The organism is Shouchella oshimensis (genome assembly GCF_002019765.1).
GTDB classification, from domain to species: domain Bacteria; phylum Bacillota; class Bacilli; order Bacillales; family Bacillaceae_D; genus Shouchella; species Shouchella oshimensis.
Genome location: NZ_KV917380.1, coordinates 865,543 through 885,630 on the forward strand (window position 1 = coordinate 865,543; position 20,088 = coordinate 885,630).

Sequence of the window (20,088 nt, forward strand, 5' to 3'; positions counted from 1 at the left end):
TTCGACAAAATGAGGGATCTTTATGAATACAAAAAAGACCCCTGCCTTGTGTACGAACGAGGCAAAGGTCTTGCTAGACATTTATGTATCATGCCAAACAAAGCCGGTGGAAATAATCCACGTAATGACGACTTTGGTTCAAGTAAAAATCACTTGCAGCTACTCCCCTTTGAAGGAATGTATGTGATTGTAAAATTAGTATATGCGAAGTCTTCATGCACGTCAAGACATAATATCGGTAACAGGAAAGTACTGGCATAAAGGCGAAAGAATACGGGTAGAGAAGACTACCGAAAAGAAAGGTGTGAGAATAATGAGGTTTGAACATCGACTAATTGAAGCGAACGAGCATACCTTTCACGTGGTTTGTGCTGGTCCAAAAGAAGGCGAACTTATTCTTATGTTACATGGGTTCCCTGAGTTTTGGTATGGATTCCGGCATCAATTAACCGCGTTAGCTACCCAAGGCTATTACGTCGTAGTACCAGATCAGCGTGGGTATAATGAAAGTGACAAACCACAAGAAATAGAGGCTTATAGTCTTGATGCATTAAGGGATGATTGTGTTGCGCTTATCGATGCTTTCCAGCGAGAACAAGCTATTGTTATCGGACATGATTGGGGAGGAGCGGTAGGGTGGCATTTAGCATCAACTAGACCAGAAAGAGTTAAAACGTTTATTCCAATTAATATCCCTCATCCAGCAGATATGCCTAAAGGAATGGTGAAAAATCCAACGCAGCTTGTCCGTAGTTCGTATATGGCCTTTTTTCAAATCCCTTTTTTACCAGAAAAAATTATGCAAACAAAGAAATTTAAATATATGGCAAAAGGCTTACAAATGACAGGACGAGAGGGCGCATTTGCAAAAGAGGATTTAGAGCATTATCGAAATGCCTGGTTAAAGCCTGGTGCACTGACAGCGATGTTAAACTGGTATCGAGCTATTCGGTTGGATTTTCGGAATGGTCCTAAGTCGTTTGGACAAAACATTCTTGTACCAACAACAATTCTTTGGGGATGGAACGACCCGTTTTTGTCGAAAACATTGGCAAAAGAAAGTTTGAAACGTTGCTCAAATGGAGAACTTATTTTTATCGATGACGCCACACACTGGGTTCATCATGAATATCCTGAGATTGTGAATCATTTAATTCTAAAAAGTTTAAAGAAGACAAAGCATGAAACACCGCGTTCACTTAAATAGTTACACAGCCTAATTTACACGTCTATCGAACAAATGGTACTCTAAAGCTAGAAGCTTAAAGGAGGAATCGTCATCGTGATCGATTTAACCGTTACAAAGCGCAGTGGAATGGAATGATGCGCAGCATCACCTGTTGACGATGGCATGAACGAACCTTCGTTTACACATAGGCTGAGTCGTGTGTCATTTTTGTGTAACAACAAAAGAGATGGAGGTTTTTAAATACATGCATGAAACAGTAACAAGAACCATTAAAGATAGTATTGTGGTAGGTGTTGAACGACAAGGAGACACCTACTTTGATTACGGGATGGAAGAATTAGAAAATTTAACTAGAGCACTTGACTTAAATCCGGTTGCTTCACTCACACAAAAGCTTCAAACACCCAATCAAGCAACTTATCTTGGGAGTGGCAAAGTGACTGAACTATCCCGATTAATTGCTTCCTTTGACGTTGATTTAGTTATTTTCAACGATGAGCTAACGCCGTCGCAAATCCGAAACTTGGAGAAAGAACTTGAAGTAACGGTTTATGATCGAACGATGCTCATCTTAGATATCTTTGGAGAGCGCGCAAAGACGAACGAAGCGCAGCTCCAAGTTGAAATTGCGAGGTTAAAATACTTACTACCACGTCTTGTTGGAATGCGGGCTTCGCTTAGTAGGCAAGGCGGAAGTGGATCTGGTCTTGCGAACCGAGGTGCAGGTGAGACGAAGCTTGAGCTGGACCGAAGAAAAATTGAAAGTCGAATTAGTGCATTAGAAAAAGAGCTTGAGGTCGTGGTCGAGCGCCGTCAAACTCAAAGGCAAAAAAGAAAAACAGAAGGTATCCCAGTTGTAGCGTTAGTTGGGTATACGAATGCAGGGAAGTCATCGTTACTTAATGCGTTTGTCACTGAAAAGCAGGAGAAAAAAGTATTTGAAAAAGACATGCTGTTTGCGACGCTAGATACGTCGGTTAGACGTGTTGAAATGCAAAAGAATATGCCTTTTCTTCTTGCGGATACAGTCGGGTTTGTATCAAAATTACCAACTCATTTAGTAAAAGCCTTTCGTTCAACACTAGAAGAGGCTCGCGAAGCAGATCTACTGCTTCATGTTGTAGATTACTCCAGTAGTTATTATAAAGAAATGATGCGTACAACGGAAAACACGTTAAAGGAATTGGAAATAGACCAACCTCTTTTATCGGTTTATAACAAAATGGATCGGGTTGAGGCAAGGGAATGGTCAACTGAAAAAGACGAGATTTTTCTATCGGCAAAAACAGGAGAAGGGTTGGATCGTCTCGTTGAAAGCATACAGGCTAACGTATTCACTCATTACATTAAAAAAGCGTTGCATATCCCATATGAAGACAGCAAAGCGTTTGCTTATGTAAATGAACATACGCATATTTTAGAACAGCTAGAAGAAGACACAGGCTGGTATGTGGAAACAATGATGCATGAAAAGCATGCTTCTCTGGTAACGCAATATGAAAAATGAGAATAAAGTAGAATGATAGAGAGCAAAAGAACGAGTCGTTTTTTATTCGTTCGACAAAGCAAGAGACCGGGAAACCGGTCTCTTTTCTTGATGATGGAAAATAGAAGTGTTACAGTAATTGTTTTAAATCTGCTTTGGCTTTTTCGATCGTTGATTGATCGTACCAATGACTATATGTGAGAATGTGGCGGGATAAGCGTTTATTTGTAGGGAGTTTGATCGATTTATCCTCATGATTTACACGGTGAAGTAGTTCCATCTATTCTCCTCCTTTTTTTACCATTATGAGCAATAACATGCTTTTTTAATCATCCGCTAACAAAAAAGTTAACTATTAATTTACGTATATTTCCCAATAGCTAAAAAGGTTTCCCAATACCAAAAGAGTTAAAATTTTGTTAATTTTAGATTACCAGCTGCGCAGGTTGGAACATTTTGAGGAGGTATAACGAATTGAATAAGAAAATGGGGAAAATTGTTGCCGGAACAGCACTAATTATATCAGTAGCATTTAGTTCATCGATCGCACAAGCAGCCGAGGAAGCAAAGGAAAAATACCTCATTGGCTTTAAAGAACAAGAAGTTATGTCTCAATTTGTTGACCAAATTGATGGCGATGAGTATTCTATTTCTTCTCAAGCGGAAGATGTTGAAATTGATCTCCTTCATGAATTTGATTTTATTCCAGTTTTATCCGTTGAACTTGATCCAGAAGATGTCGATGCTTTAGAGCTTGATCCAGCAATCGCCTATATTGAGGAAGATGCTGAGGTAACGACAATGCAAACTGTTCCATGGGGCATTAACCGTGTACAAGCTCCGATTGCCCAAAGCAGAGGATTCACAGGTACTGGAGTTCGTGTTGCTGTCTTAGACACAGGGATCTCAAATCACGCTGATTTAAGGATTCGTGGCGGTGCGAGTTTTGTACCAGGAGAGCCGAACATTAGTGATGGAAACGGTCATGGTACCCACGTTGCTGGTACAATTGCAGCGTTAAACAATTCAATCGGTGTACTTGGCGTAGCACCTAACGTTGATTTATATGGGGTTAAAGTGCTAGGAGCAAGTGGCTCTGGGTCAATCAGTGGTATTGCACAAGGTTTACAATGGGCTGCAAATAATGGCATGCATATTGCTAACATGAGTTTAGGAAGTAGTGCTGGATCTGCTACAATGGAACAAGCTGTTAACCAAGCAACAGCAAGTGGCGTTCTTGTAGTCGCAGCTTCTGGTAACTCAGGTGCAGGAAATGTTGGATTCCCGGCACGCTATGCAAATGCGATGGCTGTTGGTGCAACAGATCAAAACAACAACCGCGCTAGCTTTTCTCAGTACGGAGCAGGTCTTGACATTGTCGCACCAGGTGTAGGTGTACAAAGTACGGTTCCTGGCAATGGATACGCAAGCTTCAATGGTACATCTATGGCTACACCGCACGTTGCTGGTGTTGCTGCGTTAGTGAAGCAAAAGAATCCTTCTTGGTCAAATGTTCAAATTCGTAACCACCTTAAAAATACGGCAACAAACTTAGGAAATACGACTCAATTCGGAAGTGGTCTTGTTAACGCAGAAGCGGCAACACGTTAATTAGTCTTTCCTGCAAAAGAGACCTACTCGAACTAGTAATCTAGTAAAAAAGCGTTACGGACTGCCGCTTTCGCTAGCATCACTTTAGCCTTTTTGAGAAAATGATTCTCGATTTTCAGGCAATGGTTGATGCGGTGAAAGCACGGTCGTGCGCTTTTTTGTTGTTTTTTTATGTGAAGCAACTGATTCTCCTTCATTTAAAGAACCTGTTAAATGAAAAAAAGCTTATGAAGCGCATATATGCGGTTACATAAGCTTTTAATTTTGACTAGATTAGACCATGGATAAATCTTTTATTGTCGTAATAGAAGAGTATTTCTGTAAATACTCATTGGCTTTTTCGTAGTGACCATTCTGTTGGTACCAAAGAGCTAGCTCGCGGGCATAAGGCAATAATTCCGCATGGCTTTCAAGTTGCTCCAAGTGGGGCAACAATTCAGTTTCAATAAAATGATAAAGTTGTTCAGACGATTCAAGGCGATACATATAATACCTCGCTTGAAGCTCTAACCGTTCGTGGGACTGGGAAACGCTTTGCTCAATAATTTCAATCAATATGTCGCGAATACGCGTTTTATCGACATTTAATAGGAACAACACTTCTACATCAGCTAAACGAGCATAGAGATAGTTTTTGCTAGAAGGTTCATAAAATTGTGTGCACTGCAAGAAACAATCGTGACTGGCTTCGTACTCACCATTTTTCTTTAATAAGATGCCATAATTGTATGTTGCTTGAAAATAAAGCGATTGTTGACCAAATAATCGCGAATTGCGCAAGAGGACTTTAAACACCCGTTGTGATTCTTCCAGCATATTTAACTGTGTATAATTAATGCCTAACAGCATTTGTGATTGAGCAGTGCGTATATAGTTATCTTCTTGTTTAAATAGGTAAAGTGCTTCTTTTGCATAAATAATGGCTTTCTCAGGCTGGTTTAATTCGGTATAACAATGGGATAAAATAAATGCAATTTCTCGAGTGAAAAGATAATGTGATGAATGTTCTGCATTTTTAATACTTAGCAGTAGTTGTTTAGCTTCTTTCAGTCGTCCGAGTTCTACTAGATAAATACCATAAAACAATTCGGCGGAAAGTTCTTCAACAGGATCAAGGTTACTCCTGTTTTTGTCGACAATACTCCAATCTTTAAAAGCGAGTGTTAAATGACCGTTCATTAAATGATAGCGCATCATGTACAAATGGTACATATTGCGGTAGTTGGTTCGCGGTATAACGGTTTCTTTATCGAGAAGCAATTCATAGTATTCAGTTGCTTTCTCTTCATCAGCGAATTGAATAGCTTCTATAAACGCATCAAGCGTATGTTTGATTTCTGAATGCTGGGCATATTCTTCTTCAATATTAATTCCGAGTCGTTCTAAAAGTAGTGCTGCAGTCCCGAAATTGGCATTATATATTGAATTTTCAATTTTGCTTAAATGTGGAATAGAACATATACCATCAGCGAGTTCAGCTTGTGTCATGTTATGTTTTATCCGGTAGTACTTAATTGTTCTACCTAGTTCCACGGTTATCAACCCACTTCTTTTAATATATCGATCATAAAGATTTCTTCCTTTAAAATAGTTCTCGCTTTTTCTTAGTTTTCCTGCTAAAAGTATAAAAAGAAGTGACCTTATCCTTATTACATAACGGTCACTCCTTTATGAATCGGTAGATGAAGTAGAATCGTTTAATGCTCGTTGAATATCGCTCATAGAATAGCCGAACGTCATTTCTAAGTGAGGATAATCAACGAAATGCTTCCAATCGCCACCCCAATTAAATCCTAGGTCTTTTGCAATGTCTGCAACTTCAATCCAGTCACTTTCACCGTTGTGATTTCCATCATACTCTAAGTCCCAAATAGGTTGTCCATTTTCATTTAGTAATGCATAATCGACAGCTAGACCGTAATTGTGGAGGGATTCGCCACCGGCAACATGTGTAACAATGCTACCATTTGTTGAACGACCTTGCTGGTAAAGAGCGTCCTGCTCTTCAATAGTCCGAAACCCATCAGTAATGATAATGGCAATGCCGATTTGCGACGCTTGTTCAATTAATTGCTCGGTTTTTTCTGCTACAATCGGATGGAGCTCGTCAGCATAAATAATTTCTTCTATAGGAACATCTGGATGGTCTCCTCGCATCATTGTACCAAGAGTTTCTTCCAGATGGTCGATGGAAAAACGACTATTTTCCGATGTGTAAAGGTAAAACACGAGGAAAGAAATCGTCATGAGGCAAGCAAAAATGAATAAAAGTGATCGTTTAAACTGTCGCACATATACCCCCTAAGCAGTTGGACCAATATATGCTCCTTTTGCATCACCCTTAATCTTACTTGCTCATAATCAATAAATCAATTTTTATTCAGATGCAAATTTTTTCCTACGATAAATAAAGTACAAGAGCCCTAAGAACATCCAGCTTAAACCAATAATTAATGCGTTTGTTTCAATTGAATACAAAAGAGATAAGCAGAAAGTAGCTCCTAATAAAGGAATAATCAGATTGAGTATAGTTCCTTTCAAAGAGCGTTGCTTTTGTCGTATATAATAGTGCGCAATAACAGAAGCATTTACACTTGTGAAACCGATTAAGGCGCCGAAACTTATAAAGGAATAGATAATTTCAAGTTCTCCAAAGATGGCGGTCAGTGAGAGTACGCCAATTAAGACAATGTTAAAAACCGGTGTTTTGAATTTAGGATGTAAATACCCAAAGTAGCGTTTAGGCAACGTACTATCCCTACCCATTGCAAATAAAAGACGTGAGGCACTGGCATGAGAAGACATAGATGACGATACAACTGCGACCATTGTGCCTCCTAAGAATAGTGAGTAAAGAAAAGCACCACCGACATATTGAGCAATTTCTAAAGAAGCTGCTTCTGCTGAAACAAACGAATCGTACTGTGGGTATACGAGTTGTAGTAAATAGGATACACCAACAAACAACCCACCACCGATAAGAACAACTAACATAATGGCCAAGGGCACGGTTCTTTTTGGGTTTTTTGTTTCTTCTGAAAGGGTTGAAATGGCATCAAAGCCTAAGAATGAAAAGCAGAGTATGGCTGCCCCAGTAAAAACCGTTGTCATCTCAAGTGATGTACTGTAAAAAGGCATCATGGACAAGAGCTCACCAGTTCCAAACCCATTCGCTAACCCCTTTATAACAAAAAAGATAAAGATGGCTGCCACAAGAATTTGAAAAGTGACAAATAAGCCAGTAACATTTGCGGTAAGGCGAATGCCTAGAATATTAATTGTCGTTATGACGGTTGCTAATAGAACAACCCAAATAAAAGCAGGTATTTGCGGGAAAGCGGCTTGCAAATACACCATGCCAATGGCGAAGTTGACCATTGGAAGAAATAAATAGTCGAGTAGGAGCGTCCATCCAGCTGCAAACCCAACATTTGGATGAATGCTTTTTTGCGCATACGTATACGCTGAACCCGCTTTAGGGAAAGCTTGTACCATCCTTCCGTAGCTATAGGCCGTTAAAAGAAGCGCTGCGATTGTAAACAAGTAAGCCGTTGCGACGTGTCCTTCCGTAAGTTGTGCAACGATACCGTACGTATCAAAAACGACTAGCGGATCCATATAAGCTAAGCCAATAACGAGAAGCGGTACCAGCGTAAGCGTACGTTTCAATTTTGTTTCGTGTTCTTTCTCCAAGTGAACCACCCCCATAAAATCTACCGTTTATTTTAATGTCTTCCGAAGACTGTCGCAATATGTACGTATAAAAAGATGAAAAAAATATTCATTTATAGATAATATTTGCACGTTAGTTGGTTTCATATTATACTTTTAATTGAAAATGAAAATCTTTATCAATAGAATCGAGGTACATATACATGAAACAAATCCATAAATGGTCTTTTGGAACGTTTGCCCTTAGTGCACTGGTGTTAGCAGCTTGTGGAAACGGAGCGGATGAGCAAAATGATAGTGGGTCAACAACAGAGACGATTCCATACGAAGCGATGAATGGTATGCAAGAGATACCTGCAAATCCCGAGAGAGTCGTACTTTTAGCCGATGTTTATTTTGGCTACTTACAAGAACTAGGGATTGACGTTGCTGCCACAACTGATTACGTGTTTGAAAGCCCATTTTTAGAAGACTATACAGAAGGTGTTGAGAATTTAGGTGATGCAAACACTGTATCAGTTGAACAAGTCCTTGAGTTAGATCCAGATTTAATTATTGCTTATGGTTCATCCGAAATTTTAGATCAGCTTGAAAGTATTACAACAACAGTTGCTGTTGATTACGCCTCATTAGGCTATAAAGATCAACTGATGGAATTTGGAGAGATGTTTGGTCGGGAAGAAGCAGCTCAAAGCTGGATTGACGAATGGGACGCTCAAGTAGAGGGGCTTAAGCCTGATGTACAAGCTGCAGTAGGTGATGGGACCATTTCCATTTTACAGCCGACAGATAGCGATGTTTACCTGTATGGAAGCGGTTGGGGTCGCGGAGGCGAAATCATGTATGAGGAATTGGATTTAATGATGCCTGAAGCCGCTGTTGAAGCTGTAGAAAACGATGGCTATAATAACTTGTCTTTAGAGGTAGTTCCTGATTACGCAGGTGATTATATTTTAACGGCTCCATGGACTGTAAATATGGACGGGAACTTTCTCTACGAAAGCTCTATTTGGGAAGGGCTTGAAGCTGTAGAGAATGATCGTGTGTTTGAAATGGACCCAATTGGTTATTATTTCAATGATCCTATCTCAGTTGAACAACATCTAAATGAAATCACCGAGTTTTTACTAAATCAGTAACTCATGAATGCTTGTTGGCTATATTTTATGCTGACAGGCTTTTTTATTGATTTTCAATTGGTTGCTCGGTAAAGTTGAAAAGAAACAGGAGGTATAGAAATGATTCTTTCAGTCGATACACTCCAGCAATGGATGAAACAAGGCAAAACGTTTAGTTTGTTAGATGCAAGACATGACTTAAAAGATGAACAAAAAGGGAAACGTCTGTACAACAATGCTCATATCCCTGGTGCAATTTTTATTGATATGGTGGAGGAGATGGCAGATCGAACCTTACTAGAAGGTGGACGTTACCCAATGCCTTCTGATGAGGCAATGATTGAGATGGCTGAGCGTAAAGGAATTGATGAGGCTACTCCAGTTGTGATTTATGATGAAGGTAGTGGTGGAATGGCTGCTGGGAGAGCTTGGTGGATGCTGTCGTATATCGGGCATGCATCTGTGTACATTTTAGATGGTGGCTTTAATGAATGGACATCAAGAGGGTATCAAACAACAGATGAACGAAGCATCCCTACACGATCGTCTTTCTCTGCAACGATTCGAACAGAAAGGAAAGTAGCCCATTATGATGTTGCCAAGCGGTCAAAAGCTACGCATTTATTAGATGCACGGGCCTACGAACGATTTCTTGGAGAACAGGAAGAGCATGATGCAAAGTCTGGTCATATACCAGGGGCTACGAGCCTATTTTGGAAGCAAGTGCTAAATGAAGATGGTACGTGGAAGAATAAAGAACAGCTTGAGCAAGAATTTCAGCTATTAGGAGACAAAAACAAAGAAGTGATTGTTTATTGCGGATCAGGCATTTCTGCTTGTCCACTTTATTTAGGATTGGAACAAGCTGGCTTTACAAACGTAAAACTGTATCCAGGATCTTGGAGTGACTGGATTACACATGATTACCCAATTGAAAAAGGGGAATAGAAGTAAGGCGTGTTGCTTTTGCAATGCGTCTTTTTACAATTGAATGAAAAGGAGAAAACGAAATGGCTGTCCACATTGTTTGGTTTCGGAGAGATTTGCGATTACAAGACCATCAAGCACTTGCCACAGCGCTCGCAGCTTGTTCAAAAAACGATTCAATAATGGGTATCTTTCATATTCACCCAAAATTAACAGAATCCTTTACTGTTCGTCACGATTACTTCTATGAAACGTTAAAGGCATTTAATGATCATGCAAACGAATTGTCATTCCCTATTTTATTTTTGTATGGTGAACTAGAAGCGAGTTTTGATGAATTAAAGGCAAAAACGGATCCTATCCACACCATTTATTACAATCGAGATGAAGTCGGCTTTGGCAAGAAGCGAGATCAAGCTTTTGAGAAATGGGCAAAGTCTGCGCAAATAAAAACAAAATCCTTTATAGATCACCATTTGCATGGGGCCTATGACAGTTTAAAAGAAGATGATACTCATTACAAAGTATTCTCGCCTTATTATAAAAAATGGCGACAGCTTCATAAACCAGATCCAGTCTGCATAGACGAATCTCTTTTACAGCAAAAAAGTCTTTCTAAAAAGCCGAAGCATGAAGCTGGTGAGCATGCGTATAAACAAATGATGCAGCAAAAAACAGGCAAATGGAAGCAGGAGGCTGGAGAGCAATATGGGCGAGAATATCTCCAATCCTTTATTGACGATACTATCGAATCTTATAAGAGAGATCGTGACTACCCAGAAATAGAAGGGACAAGTCGCTTATCAAAATTTTTAAGAACAGGTGCTTTATCTATTCGAACAGTTTATCAAATGGCGGAAGAAAAAAGAGATCAACTTAAAGACGATTCAGGTGTTGAAACGTTCATACAGGAATTAGCGTGGCGCGATTTCTATAATATGATTTATGTCCATTACCCGAAAAGTGATAACTTGGAAATTAAATCAGCCTATCAAGGGCTCGACTGGCGCTCAGATGAAGAGCAACTGCAGGCTTGGAAGGAGGGTAAAACCGGCTATCCTCTCGTTGATGCAGCTATGCGGCAATTGAACGAAACCGGCTGGATGCACAATCGACTACGAATGGTGGTTGCTTCTTTTCTAACGAAGCATTTGTTGATTGACTGGCGTTTAGGAGAGCGCTATTTTGCTGAACGCCTGATAGATTATGATCCAGCTTCAAATATTGGCGGTTGGCAATGGGCAGCATCAACAGGTACCGATGCGGTACCATACTTTAGAATCTTTAATCCATATCGTCAGTCAGAGCGGTTTGACCCGTATGGACGCTTTATTCGTTCGTATGTCAAAGAATTAAAGGATGTGCCGACCAAAGCAATTCATATGCCTCATGATTTGAGTGAAGAGGAACGGGAAGAGTATGGTTGCACTGCTTACGAGAAGCCAATTGTTGATCATCAGTCGGCGAGAAAACGAGCGCTTCAAGCCTTTGGCAACAACGATTAAATAGAGAAATGCAAGCAAGAATTTGCTATACTTAGATGAGTGAATGAAGAGAAAGTAGGGTTTGTCGTGACAGATGCATACAAACTATTTTTAACCAAAACCTATACACATTTAGATGCGTTCGTCGAAAGTTTAGGTAAATTGCTTGCTTGCCCCATTACCATTGAGAACAAGCACCATCACTTGCTTGCTTATTCTGAACACGGTGAGGGAACAGATTCGGCAAGAATTTCAACCATTATTGGTCGAAAAGTTCCTGATAATCTGATTCATCGATTTTGGAAAGATGGTGTGATGACTGCACTCAATCAATCAGCGGAGCCATTATTAATTGCTGGAATAGAAGAGTTCGGACTAGGAAAGCGTGTTGCTCTTTCCATTAGAGATGGTTCAAATGGAGTAATTGGCTACATTTGGATATCAGAAACAACCCGAACACTAACGGTATTCGAACAACAATGGTTAAAAAAAGTAGCGGTTAAAGCAAGCACTTATTTTTCTATGTACGATCGTGAGCAGCTAGCCCCTACTAAAGAAGAAAAGCTTTGGAAAGTAATGACGAACACGTACAGCCCTACCGACTTACCAGCGTCTCTAATGGACCAAACAAATGAAAAATGTATGCTAATGATTGATTTACATCGTAAAACGGAGCATCTAATGAAAGTCGAGCAACTTTTACAACCGCTTGCACCACTCTATATGTTTGATGGACGATACTTTATTGCTTTGGTAGCGCATGCTTCTATAGCCGATCCTCTTATAACCATTCAAACCGCAATGCCTTCAAACCTTTCAATAGTTTGTGGAAACCCTGATCGTTCTCTAGAAGGTATGGCAAAGTCATATGAGCAAGCAAAAGAAATGCTTTCATTAAAAAATCGTTTTAAAGAAGAATTAAACAGTCTGTTATTTTATTATCAGGCTGGAGCGATGCGCTACGTCGGACCTTACGAGGAAAAAGCCTATGTAAGTAGTAAGCATCCGGCTATTGAACAATTAAAGCGTTACGATCAGCAAAATCAAACCAATTTATTGAAAACCTTAGATGAGTATTTAAAAAATGATAGTCACCTAGTCACCACAGCAAAAGCGTTGCATATTCACACTAACTCTTTACAGTATCGTATAAAACGAATAACGGAAATTACTAACATACGTTTAAAAGATCCAAATGAACGGACGGGTTTATATTTAGATTTGCGAGGTGAACACTAACTGTTCAATAGTCTGATCATTTGTGTTTTTCACACAAATGGGAAGGAAGAATTTTAGCCCCAACTCATGAAGAGAAAAGTTGCTTTCGTGGATATACTACAATTAAGATGCGCCAAAGGAAGGTGATTGTTGTGATTATTGGAGTGCCTAAAGAAGTGAAAAGTTTTGAAAATCGCGTAGCAATGACGCCAGCCGGTGTCGTCACGCTAACGACAAGCGGGCATACGGTTTTGATTGAATCTGGAGCAGGGGATGGAAGTGGCTTCACGAATGAAGAGTATAAGCAAGCCGGAGCGAAAATGATGCAGCAAGCAGCTGACGTTTGGGCTCAAGCAGATATGATTATAAAAGTAAAAGAGCCTCTTGAATCCGAATTTAGCTTTTTCCGAAAGGGGTTAATTCTATTTACCTACCTACACTTAGCAGCAGAAGCAGCGCTTACAGAAGCCCTTGTGAAGAAGGAAGTTATTGCGGTTGCATATGAAACCGTTGAACACAATCGAACCTTACCACTTCTAACACCAATGAGTGAAGTCGCAGGTCGAATGGCAACCCAAATGGGTGCACGATTTCTTGAAAAGACAAATGGAGGAAAAGGTATATTATTATCAGGTGTACCAGGGGTTAAGCGAGCGAAGGTAGCGATCGTTGGTGGTGGTGTAGTTGGAACCAATGCCGCAAAAATGGCCATTGGACTAGGTGCTCAAGTTACTTTACTTGACGTTAGTGCAGAGCGTCTACGCCAGCTCGATGACTTATTTGGACATGACATACAAACGATGATGTCCAATCCTCTTAACATTGCTGTAGCGGTGGAAGAAGCAGATTTGGTTATTGGTGCAGTACTAATACCAGGGGCCAAAGCGCCAAGGCTGATTACAGAAGAGATGATTAAAACAATGAAGGAAGGGAGTGTAGTAGTAGACGTAGCGGTAGATCAAGGCGGAATTGTTGAAACGGCAAATAGGGTGACAACTCACGACCAGCCCACATATGTGAAACATGGAATTATTCACTATGCAGTTGCCAATATGCCAGGCGCTGTACCGAGAACGTCAACCATCGCTCTAACCAATGTTACGATTCCATATGCAAAGCAGATTGCAGACCTTGGCATTATTAAAGCATTGGGTTCAAATCTATCGCTAGCAAAAGGGTTAAATACAGCTGCCGGATATGTAACCTATGAAGCAGTGGCTACAGATTTAGGATTTGATTATAAAAAAGTAGATGAAGCCATTCCGTTACTCTACTAATCGTACGATGGAAAAGTGCTTTTAGAAAAGAAAGAGGCTGTTTCGTTCAGACTTGATGCTAACGAAACAGCCTCTATTATTTGTATACAGATAAACAGGTTTTGTTTACTGAATGGAGTCTGAAACGAACACAACACAAACTGGATAGGGCATTGGAATTTCACTTTCAAGAAGTGATAGTTTGCCTGTGTCTTTATTACGACTGTATAAAGTCAAGTTGCTCGACTCTTGGTTAGATGCGAGTAGGTATCCACCTGAAGGGTCAATGTGAAAATCTCTAGGCCAATTGCCTTCTGTAGAAACAATTTCTACAAGCGTGAGTTCTCCAGAGAGATCATTTACGGCGAAGCTTGCGATTGAATTATGCCCTCGATTCGCTGCGTATACAAATTTACCATCTTGAGAGACGTGAATAGCACTGCCAAAGCTTTCTTCTACAAAGCCTTCAGGCAATGTAGAGATCGTTTGGATTTCATGAAGTTCACCTACTGTTGCGTTGTACGCGCAAACAATAATTTCATTCGAGAGCTCGGTCATAATGTAAGCATAGGCCTCGTGTGGATGAAAGGCAATGTGCCGTGGTCCTGCACCTGGCGTTACCTTTAGGGTGAAATGTTTATCTAGCTCTCCGTTATTGTTTATATAAAGAATCACTTCATCTGTCCCAAGGTCAACCGCCACTGCGTAGTGCTCATCAGGTGTAAAGCCAGAGAAATGGGCATGAGCTTTTTCTTGTCTTTCCTTATTAGGACCACTACCTTCATGCGTCACTTTTGATAAAATGTCGCCGATAGATCCATCTTCTTCAATAGCATAAGAAAGGATTGTACCACTATGGTAATTAGCAGATAACCCTTTTGTTTGGTCTTTTGAGACGGTTACATGACAAGGACCACCATCTGCCGTAATTTGCTGATTCATTGGTTGCAATGAGCCGCTCTTAGGGTTCATTTCAAATGCAGCAATGCCACCTTTCTTATCTTCTTTCATTACAGCGTATAACTTGTTCTCGTTTGTTATCGTCACATAAGTAGGATCTTTTAGTTCGGCAGCTAACTGCTGATTGCTTATCTTATTTGTTTCGGTGTCTAATGTAAATGTATATACACCTTTACTATCTCCTTTTGAATACGTACCAATATAGCCACGGTATTGTGTCATTGTATCCTTCCTTTCTTCATTTCGATCACTGCTAGTATACATGAACAATATGGATCATTCATGTGTAAGAGGTTCTTTTCCTTTCCTACGGTTTAAAATTTTTGATGACGTGAATGTGAGTAATCCAGTCCAAATAAAGAAAAACGCAATAAATTGCACTAGAGAGAAAGGCTCTTTGAAAATGAAAATTCCTAGAAAAAGCATCGTCGTCGGTGCAATATATTGAAAGAACCCAACAAGGGAAAAGGGAATGTGCTTTGCCCCAAACGAAAATAAGATAAGGGGTACGGCGGTGAAGATACCTGCACCTGAAAGTAATATGATCGTCGAGTTATCCATAGAAAAGACTGAATACGTTGTGAAAAAGAGTAAGTATAGGAGTGCTATAGGCGTAACTAATGCGGTTTCGATAAACAATCCAGCCGTAGCAGAGATGGAAACAGAACGTTTAATAAAGCCATAAAAGCAGAAGCTTAGCGCCATCCCAAATGCCGCCCAAGGAATCGTTCCATTAAATACAATTAAGATAAGGACACCAATCCCTGCTGCACTGACTGCAAAAATTTCGGCGCGACTTAATGTTTCTTTAATAATAACAGTTGCAAGTACTACGTTAAGTAAAGGATTAATATAGTAAGCTAAACTCGCTTCTAATACCATATTGCTGCTAACCGCAAAAATAAATAAAAACCAGTTTAAGCTAATAAAGATGGCTGCAAAAATCATTTGCATAAGTAGCTTAGACTGGGTAAAAACGGTTTTTATTTCACTTATGTATTGAGCTTTTCGTCTCGCAAAAAAGAGCAAAAGAACCATGAAAAAAAACGCAAATGAAATCCGATACATTAACACATCTAAAGCAGGTATAAAAGAAAGCAATGCCCAGTAAAGTGGTAAAAACCCCCAAATGAAATAAGAGGACAGGGTCGTGGTTACCCCCATTCGAAAATTTTGTTCTTGTTGCATACATCATTCTCCCATTCTTAATAGTCCCTTTATTCTAGTTGATTTCTTGAAAAAATAACATGATTTTGACTTTTGCTAAAAGAAGTGTTGACTGACCATTACGTATAAGCTGATCAATCGGGCGGGCATCAATCGTGTTTGTCTCAAAAAAATGACAGAATGTAAGGAAAGTTTACAATTTTTTCAGTATAAATTCCAAAATCAGCAGGAAAATAGCTTTTTACTACGAATAGAGTAAGGATACATCAAGAACTGTTTGTAGAGAGGTGTTGAGTCATATGAACGTGTTTGCTTCAGTAGATATGGAAGGGATAACGGGCTTAGTGGATCGACAATTTGTCACTCCAGGAGAGCGATTTTACCAACGTGGTCAAGAGCTGATGACGAATGAGGTTAATCATGTTGCAGAAGCTGCTTTTGCACATGGCTGTACCAATTTCATTGCGAATGATTCACATGGGAAAATGAATAATATTTTAATTGAAAAGCTTCATCATCGTGTGCAATTAATCTCTGGTGAAGTGAAGCCCTATTCAATGATGCAAGGTGTAGATGAATCGTTTGACCAGGTATTCTTTATTGGGTACCATGCAAGAGCTTCAATGCCAGGTGTCATGAGTCATACGATGATTTTTGGTGTTCGAAACATGTGGTTAAATAACGAGTTAATCGGTGAATTAGGACTTAATGCGTTTCTTGCTGGTTACTACGATGTTCCCGTTACACTTGTAGCTGGTGATGAAGGCGCTTGCAAAGAAGCAGAAGCGCTTCTTCCAAATGTGGTAACCGCTCCTGTAAAAACCGCACAATCCCGTTCTTCAGCTTTATGTTTATCGCTAGAAGAAAGTAAACAGCTACTCCAACTAAAGACTGAAGAAGCTCTTTTGAAGAAAAATCATTCTCCTTTAAAGCTTAAAGGTGCGCCTTTATTACATATTGAATTTGCGAATTATGGTCAAGCCGAATGGGCAGCATTGATGCCAGGTGCTTCAATAGAATCAGGAACGACTGTGGCATTTGAGGCAAAAGACATCAAGGAAGCTTACCAAGCTATGCTTGTAATGACAGAGCTTGCGATGCAAACAACGTTTTGTTAAAGAGAGGCGAAGGCGATGCTTAAATACGTTAGTCGACGTTTTTTAGCGATGATTGTCACGCTGTGGATCATTGTAACAGCGACTTTTTTTCTTATGCATAGTGTACCGGGTTCACCTTTGAATGGTGAACATAATACGAGTGAAGCGGTTCAAGCAAATTTAGAAGCATATTATGGGCTAGATCGACCTGTTGTTATTCAATATGTCGATTATTTAGGGTCCATTTTACAGTTCGATTTTGGACCTTCTATTTCTCAACCGGCTGTGTCGGTTAACGATTTGATTGCTCGAGGGTTCCCAGTATCCCTAGAGTTAGGTCTGTTCGCTTTAGCGTTTGCTCTATTATCAGGAGTAACATTGGGTGTGTTAGCAGCGTTGAGAAGAAATGGAATGATTGACTACCTCTTAATGACGTTAGCGGTGCTCGGTTTGTCTGTTCCGAACTTCATACTAGCAGCGTTGCTTATTCAATCGTTTAAAGATTATTTACCGGTTGCCTTGTGGCACGACTGGACACATATGATTTTGCCTGTCTTTGCATTAGCAACATCACCAATGGCTATTATTGCCCGGTTAACTCGTTCAACGATGGTTGATGTATTAACACAAGACTACATAAGAACAGCGCAAGCAAAGGGGTTATCTCCATTTGTCATTGTGACTAAGCATGCATTACGGAACGGGCTCATGCCGGTAGTCACGATACTTGGAACCCTCGTAGCAGGTGTCTTAACAGGTAGTTTTGTCATTGAAAAAATTTTCGCCATCCCTGGTATTGGTCGCTATTTTGTGGAAGGTATAAACAATCGTGATTATGCGGTCATAATGGGAACAACCATTTTTTATAGTGCGATTTTACTCGTCATGCTGTTAATTGTCGATATTGTCTATGGCTTTCTTGACCCGCGGATACGCCTTGATAAAAAGGAGGCGAGCTGATGGCCTTACTTAATTCAAATGGGAAATCTGTTGAGGATCATCTATTTAAACCTAGTAGTGAAAAGCTAAACGCGGAGCTTGTTTCGAGACCATCCTTGTCTTATTGGCAGTCGGTTTGGATTCGGTTAAGACAGAATAAGCTCGCTATGTTCGGTCTGTTTACGATGATGGGTTTAACCGTTATGGCAATCATTGGGCCGTGGATTTCGCCTCATTCTATCGCAACACCGAACTACAGTATGGTCAATCAACCTCCCTCCCTTGAGTATTGGTTTGGTACAGATGCCCTTGGACGGGATATGTTTGCCCGAACATGGTATGGGGCAAGAATTTCCTTATTTGTCGGATTGGTTGCTGCACTTATTGATTGCATTGTTGGGATTATTTACGGTGGCGTTTCTGGTTATAAAGGGGGGCGCACAGACTCTGTGATGATGCGTATAGTCGAAATCCTTTATGGGCTTCCCTATTTACTCGTCGTCATTTTACTAATGGTCATTATGGGACCGGGTCTATTAACGATCATAATTGCTTTAACGATTACCGGCTGGGTAGGCATGGCGCGTATTGTTCGTGGTCAAGTCCTTTCCCTAAAGCAAAATGAATACGTGCTTGCTTCGAAAGTATTCGGTGCTAGTACAAATCATATTATTCGCAGAAGCTTATTACCGAATACAATGGGACCAATTATTATTCAAATGACACTGACGGTTCCAACGGCTATCTTTGCAGAAGCGTTTCTAAGCTTTCTTGGCTTAGGCATTTCTGCTCCTTATGCATCGTGGGGCTCTCTTGCAGAAGACGGTCTTTCGTCCATCTTAACTGGTAACTGGTGGCGTTTGTTTTTCCCAGCTTTCTTTATTTCGCTAACGATGTATGCCTTTAATGTATTTGGTGATGGGTTGCAGGATGCCATTGATCCGAAAACAAGGGGGAAATAACATGCCGTTATTAGAAGTGAAAGATTTACATATTCATTTTAAAACATATGGTGGTGAGGTTCAGGCCGTTAGAGGTGTAGATCTAACGTTAGAAAAGGGGGAAACCCTTGCCATTGTTGGAGAGAGTGGCTGTGGAAAAAGCGTCACTGCACAAAGTTTGATGCGTTTATTGCCAAAAGGAATTGCGAAAGTGAAAAGTGGTGAAATTTGGTTTAAAGGTCAGAATTTGTTGAAGTTGTCTGATAAGAAAATGAGACGAATTCAAGGTAATGATCTAGCGATGATCTTTCAAGATCCCATGACATCACTTAATCCGACGTTGACAATTGGTACACAATTAACAGAGGGTATTCGGAAACATACATCTATTTCTGCTGCTAAAGCGAACGAAAAGGCACTTGAGATGCTAACCATTGTCGGTATTTCAAATGGGGAAGAGCGGTTGAAGCAATATCCACATGAGTTTAGCGGTGGTATGAGACAACGGCTCATGATTGCAATGGCCCTTATTTGTGAGCCAGATATTTTAATTGCAGACGAACCAACAACGGCACTAGATGTCACCATTCAAGCACAGATTTTAGCGCTTTTTAAAGAAGTGCAACGTAAAACAGGTGTCGCGATTATTCTAATTACGCACGACCTTGGGGTGGTTGCTCAGCTAGCAGATCGTGTGCACGTTATGTATGCAGGAAAAGTCATTGAACAAAGCAATCGTCGAGAGTTGTTTTATCAAGCAACGCACCCTTATACAAAAGGGTTACTACAATCCATTCCACGATTGGATGATGCAAAAGAAGAGCTTATTCCAATCGCTGGAACACCACCTGATTTATTTGCTCCACCGGCAGGGTGTCCGTTTGCTGCACGTTGTCACTATGCAATGGATGTTTGTCGTTACCATATGCCAGTAACAACAGCAATAACGGCGACTCATAAAGCAGCTTGCTGGTTACTTGATCCTAGATCAAAGGGTGTTTTTGAAGAGCTTGCATAACACAA

18 protein-coding genes and 1 riboswitch are annotated in these 20,088 nt (G+C 40.2%); of the genes, 12 read left to right on the forward strand and 6 right to left on the reverse strand.

Annotated features, from left to right (window positions below; all coding sequences use genetic code 11):
* Positions 1-6: 6 nt before the first annotated feature.
* A riboswitch (yybP-ykoY riboswitch) is annotated at positions 7-180 on the reverse strand.
* Positions 181-313: 133 nt separating this feature from the next.
* Together BK583_RS04165 and hflX are read left to right on the forward strand one after the other, a co-directional pair.
* Positions 314-1,207, forward strand: a complete 894-nt coding sequence (locus BK583_RS04165) for an alpha/beta fold hydrolase (RefSeq protein WP_055736878.1) — start codon at positions 314-316, stop codon at positions 1,205-1,207.
* Between the two features lie 226 nt (positions 1,208-1,433).
* Positions 1,434-2,696, forward strand: a complete 1,263-nt coding sequence (gene hflX, locus BK583_RS04170) for a GTPase HflX (RefSeq protein ID WP_055736879.1) — start codon at positions 1,434-1,436, stop codon at positions 2,694-2,696.
* Positions 2,697-2,805: 109 nt separating this feature from the next.
* Here hflX and BK583_RS20615 read toward each other — a convergent pair whose 3' ends face one another.
* Positions 2,806-2,955, reverse strand: a complete 150-nt coding sequence (locus BK583_RS20615; protein ID WP_158318550.1) for a hypothetical protein — start codon at positions 2,953-2,955, stop codon at positions 2,806-2,808.
* 194 nt (positions 2,956-3,149) lie between these two features.
* Between BK583_RS20615 and BK583_RS04175 the strand changes: the two genes are divergently transcribed.
* Positions 3,150-4,286, forward strand: coding sequence for a S8 family peptidase (locus BK583_RS04175; protein ID WP_078440037.1), 1,137 nt, complete (start codon positions 3,150-3,152; stop codon positions 4,284-4,286).
* A gap of 273 nt (positions 4,287-4,559) precedes the next feature.
* Here BK583_RS04175 and BK583_RS04180 read toward each other — a convergent pair whose 3' ends face one another.
* The 3 genes from BK583_RS04180 to BK583_RS04190 form a co-directional block, all read right to left on the reverse strand.
* Entirely contained in the window at positions 4,560-5,819 is a 1,260-nt protein-coding gene (locus BK583_RS04180; RefSeq protein ID WP_055736880.1) for a helix-turn-helix domain-containing protein, read from the reverse strand.
* 135 nt (positions 5,820-5,954) lie between these two features.
* Positions 5,955-6,578 (reverse strand): M15 family metallopeptidase, encoded by a 624-nt coding sequence (locus tag BK583_RS04185; protein ID WP_055736881.1) that lies wholly within the window; start codon positions 6,576-6,578, stop codon positions 5,955-5,957.
* A gap of 84 nt (positions 6,579-6,662) precedes the next feature.
* On the reverse strand, positions 6,663-7,994 hold the full coding sequence (locus BK583_RS04190; RefSeq protein WP_038483170.1) for an APC family permease: 1,332 nt from the start codon (positions 7,992-7,994) through the stop codon (positions 6,663-6,665).
* 167 nt (positions 7,995-8,161) lie between these two features.
* Here BK583_RS04190 and BK583_RS04195 point away from each other — a divergent pair, with 167 nt between their 5' ends.
* From BK583_RS04195 to ald, 5 genes are all read left to right on the forward strand, one after another.
* Positions 8,162-9,097: an ABC transporter substrate-binding protein gene (locus tag BK583_RS04195; protein WP_038483167.1), complete on the forward strand. Its 936-nt coding sequence runs from the start codon at positions 8,162-8,164 to the stop codon at positions 9,095-9,097.
* A 99-nt stretch (positions 9,098-9,196) separates the two neighbouring features.
* Complete coding sequence (locus BK583_RS04200) at positions 9,197-10,024, forward strand: sulfurtransferase (protein WP_055736882.1); 828 nt, start codon at positions 9,197-9,199, stop codon at positions 10,022-10,024.
* 62 nt (positions 10,025-10,086) lie between these two features.
* Positions 10,087-11,508 carry a cryptochrome/photolyase family protein gene (locus BK583_RS04205; RefSeq protein ID WP_055736883.1) on the forward strand — a complete coding sequence of 474 codons (1,422 nt, stop codon included), beginning with the start codon at positions 10,087-10,089 and terminating at the stop codon, positions 11,506-11,508.
* 66 nt (positions 11,509-11,574) lie between these two features.
* Entirely contained in the window at positions 11,575-12,726 is a 1,152-nt protein-coding gene (locus BK583_RS04210; RefSeq protein WP_055736884.1) for a PucR family transcriptional regulator, read from the forward strand.
* 131 nt (positions 12,727-12,857) lie between these two features.
* Positions 12,858-13,982 carry an alanine dehydrogenase gene (gene ald / locus BK583_RS04215; protein WP_055736885.1) on the forward strand — a complete coding sequence of 375 codons (1,125 nt, stop codon included), beginning with the start codon at positions 12,858-12,860 and terminating at the stop codon, positions 13,980-13,982.
* A gap of 105 nt (positions 13,983-14,087) precedes the next feature.
* On the opposite strand, the gene BK583_RS04220 is transcribed toward ald, so the two are convergent.
* Positions 14,088-15,143, reverse strand: a complete 1,056-nt coding sequence (locus tag BK583_RS04220) for a lactonase family protein (protein ID WP_055736886.1) — start codon at positions 15,141-15,143, stop codon at positions 14,088-14,090.
* A 54-nt stretch (positions 15,144-15,197) separates the two neighbouring features.
* A complete protein-coding gene (rarD, locus tag BK583_RS04225; protein ID WP_055736887.1) occupies positions 15,198-16,109 on the reverse strand; it encodes an EamA family transporter RarD in 912 nt (303 codons plus the stop codon).
* Positions 16,110-16,387: 278 nt separating this feature from the next.
* Here rarD and dppA point away from each other — a divergent pair, with 278 nt between their 5' ends.
* Genes dppA through BK583_RS04245 form a run of 4 tightly spaced genes read left to right on the forward strand, consistent with a single transcriptional unit; the run spans position 16,388 to position 20,083 of the window.
* Positions 16,388-17,206 (forward strand): D-aminopeptidase DppA, encoded by an 819-nt coding sequence (gene dppA / locus BK583_RS04230; protein WP_055736888.1) that lies wholly within the window; start codon positions 16,388-16,390, stop codon positions 17,204-17,206.
* Between the two features lie 15 nt (positions 17,207-17,221).
* Positions 17,222-18,145, forward strand: coding sequence for an ABC transporter permease (locus BK583_RS04235; protein WP_055736889.1), 924 nt, complete (start codon positions 17,222-17,224; stop codon positions 18,143-18,145).
* Positions 18,145-19,086 carry an ABC transporter permease gene (locus tag BK583_RS04240; RefSeq protein ID WP_055736890.1) on the forward strand — a complete coding sequence of 314 codons (942 nt, stop codon included), beginning with the start codon at positions 18,145-18,147 and terminating at the stop codon, positions 19,084-19,086. The genes BK583_RS04235 and BK583_RS04240 overlap by 1 nt, the downstream gene beginning before the upstream one ends.
* A 1-nt stretch (position 19,087) precedes the next feature.
* Complete coding sequence (locus tag BK583_RS04245) at positions 19,088-20,083, forward strand: ABC transporter ATP-binding protein (RefSeq protein ID WP_038483141.1); 996 nt, start codon at positions 19,088-19,090, stop codon at positions 20,081-20,083.
* Positions 20,084-20,088 lie beyond the last annotated feature (5 nt).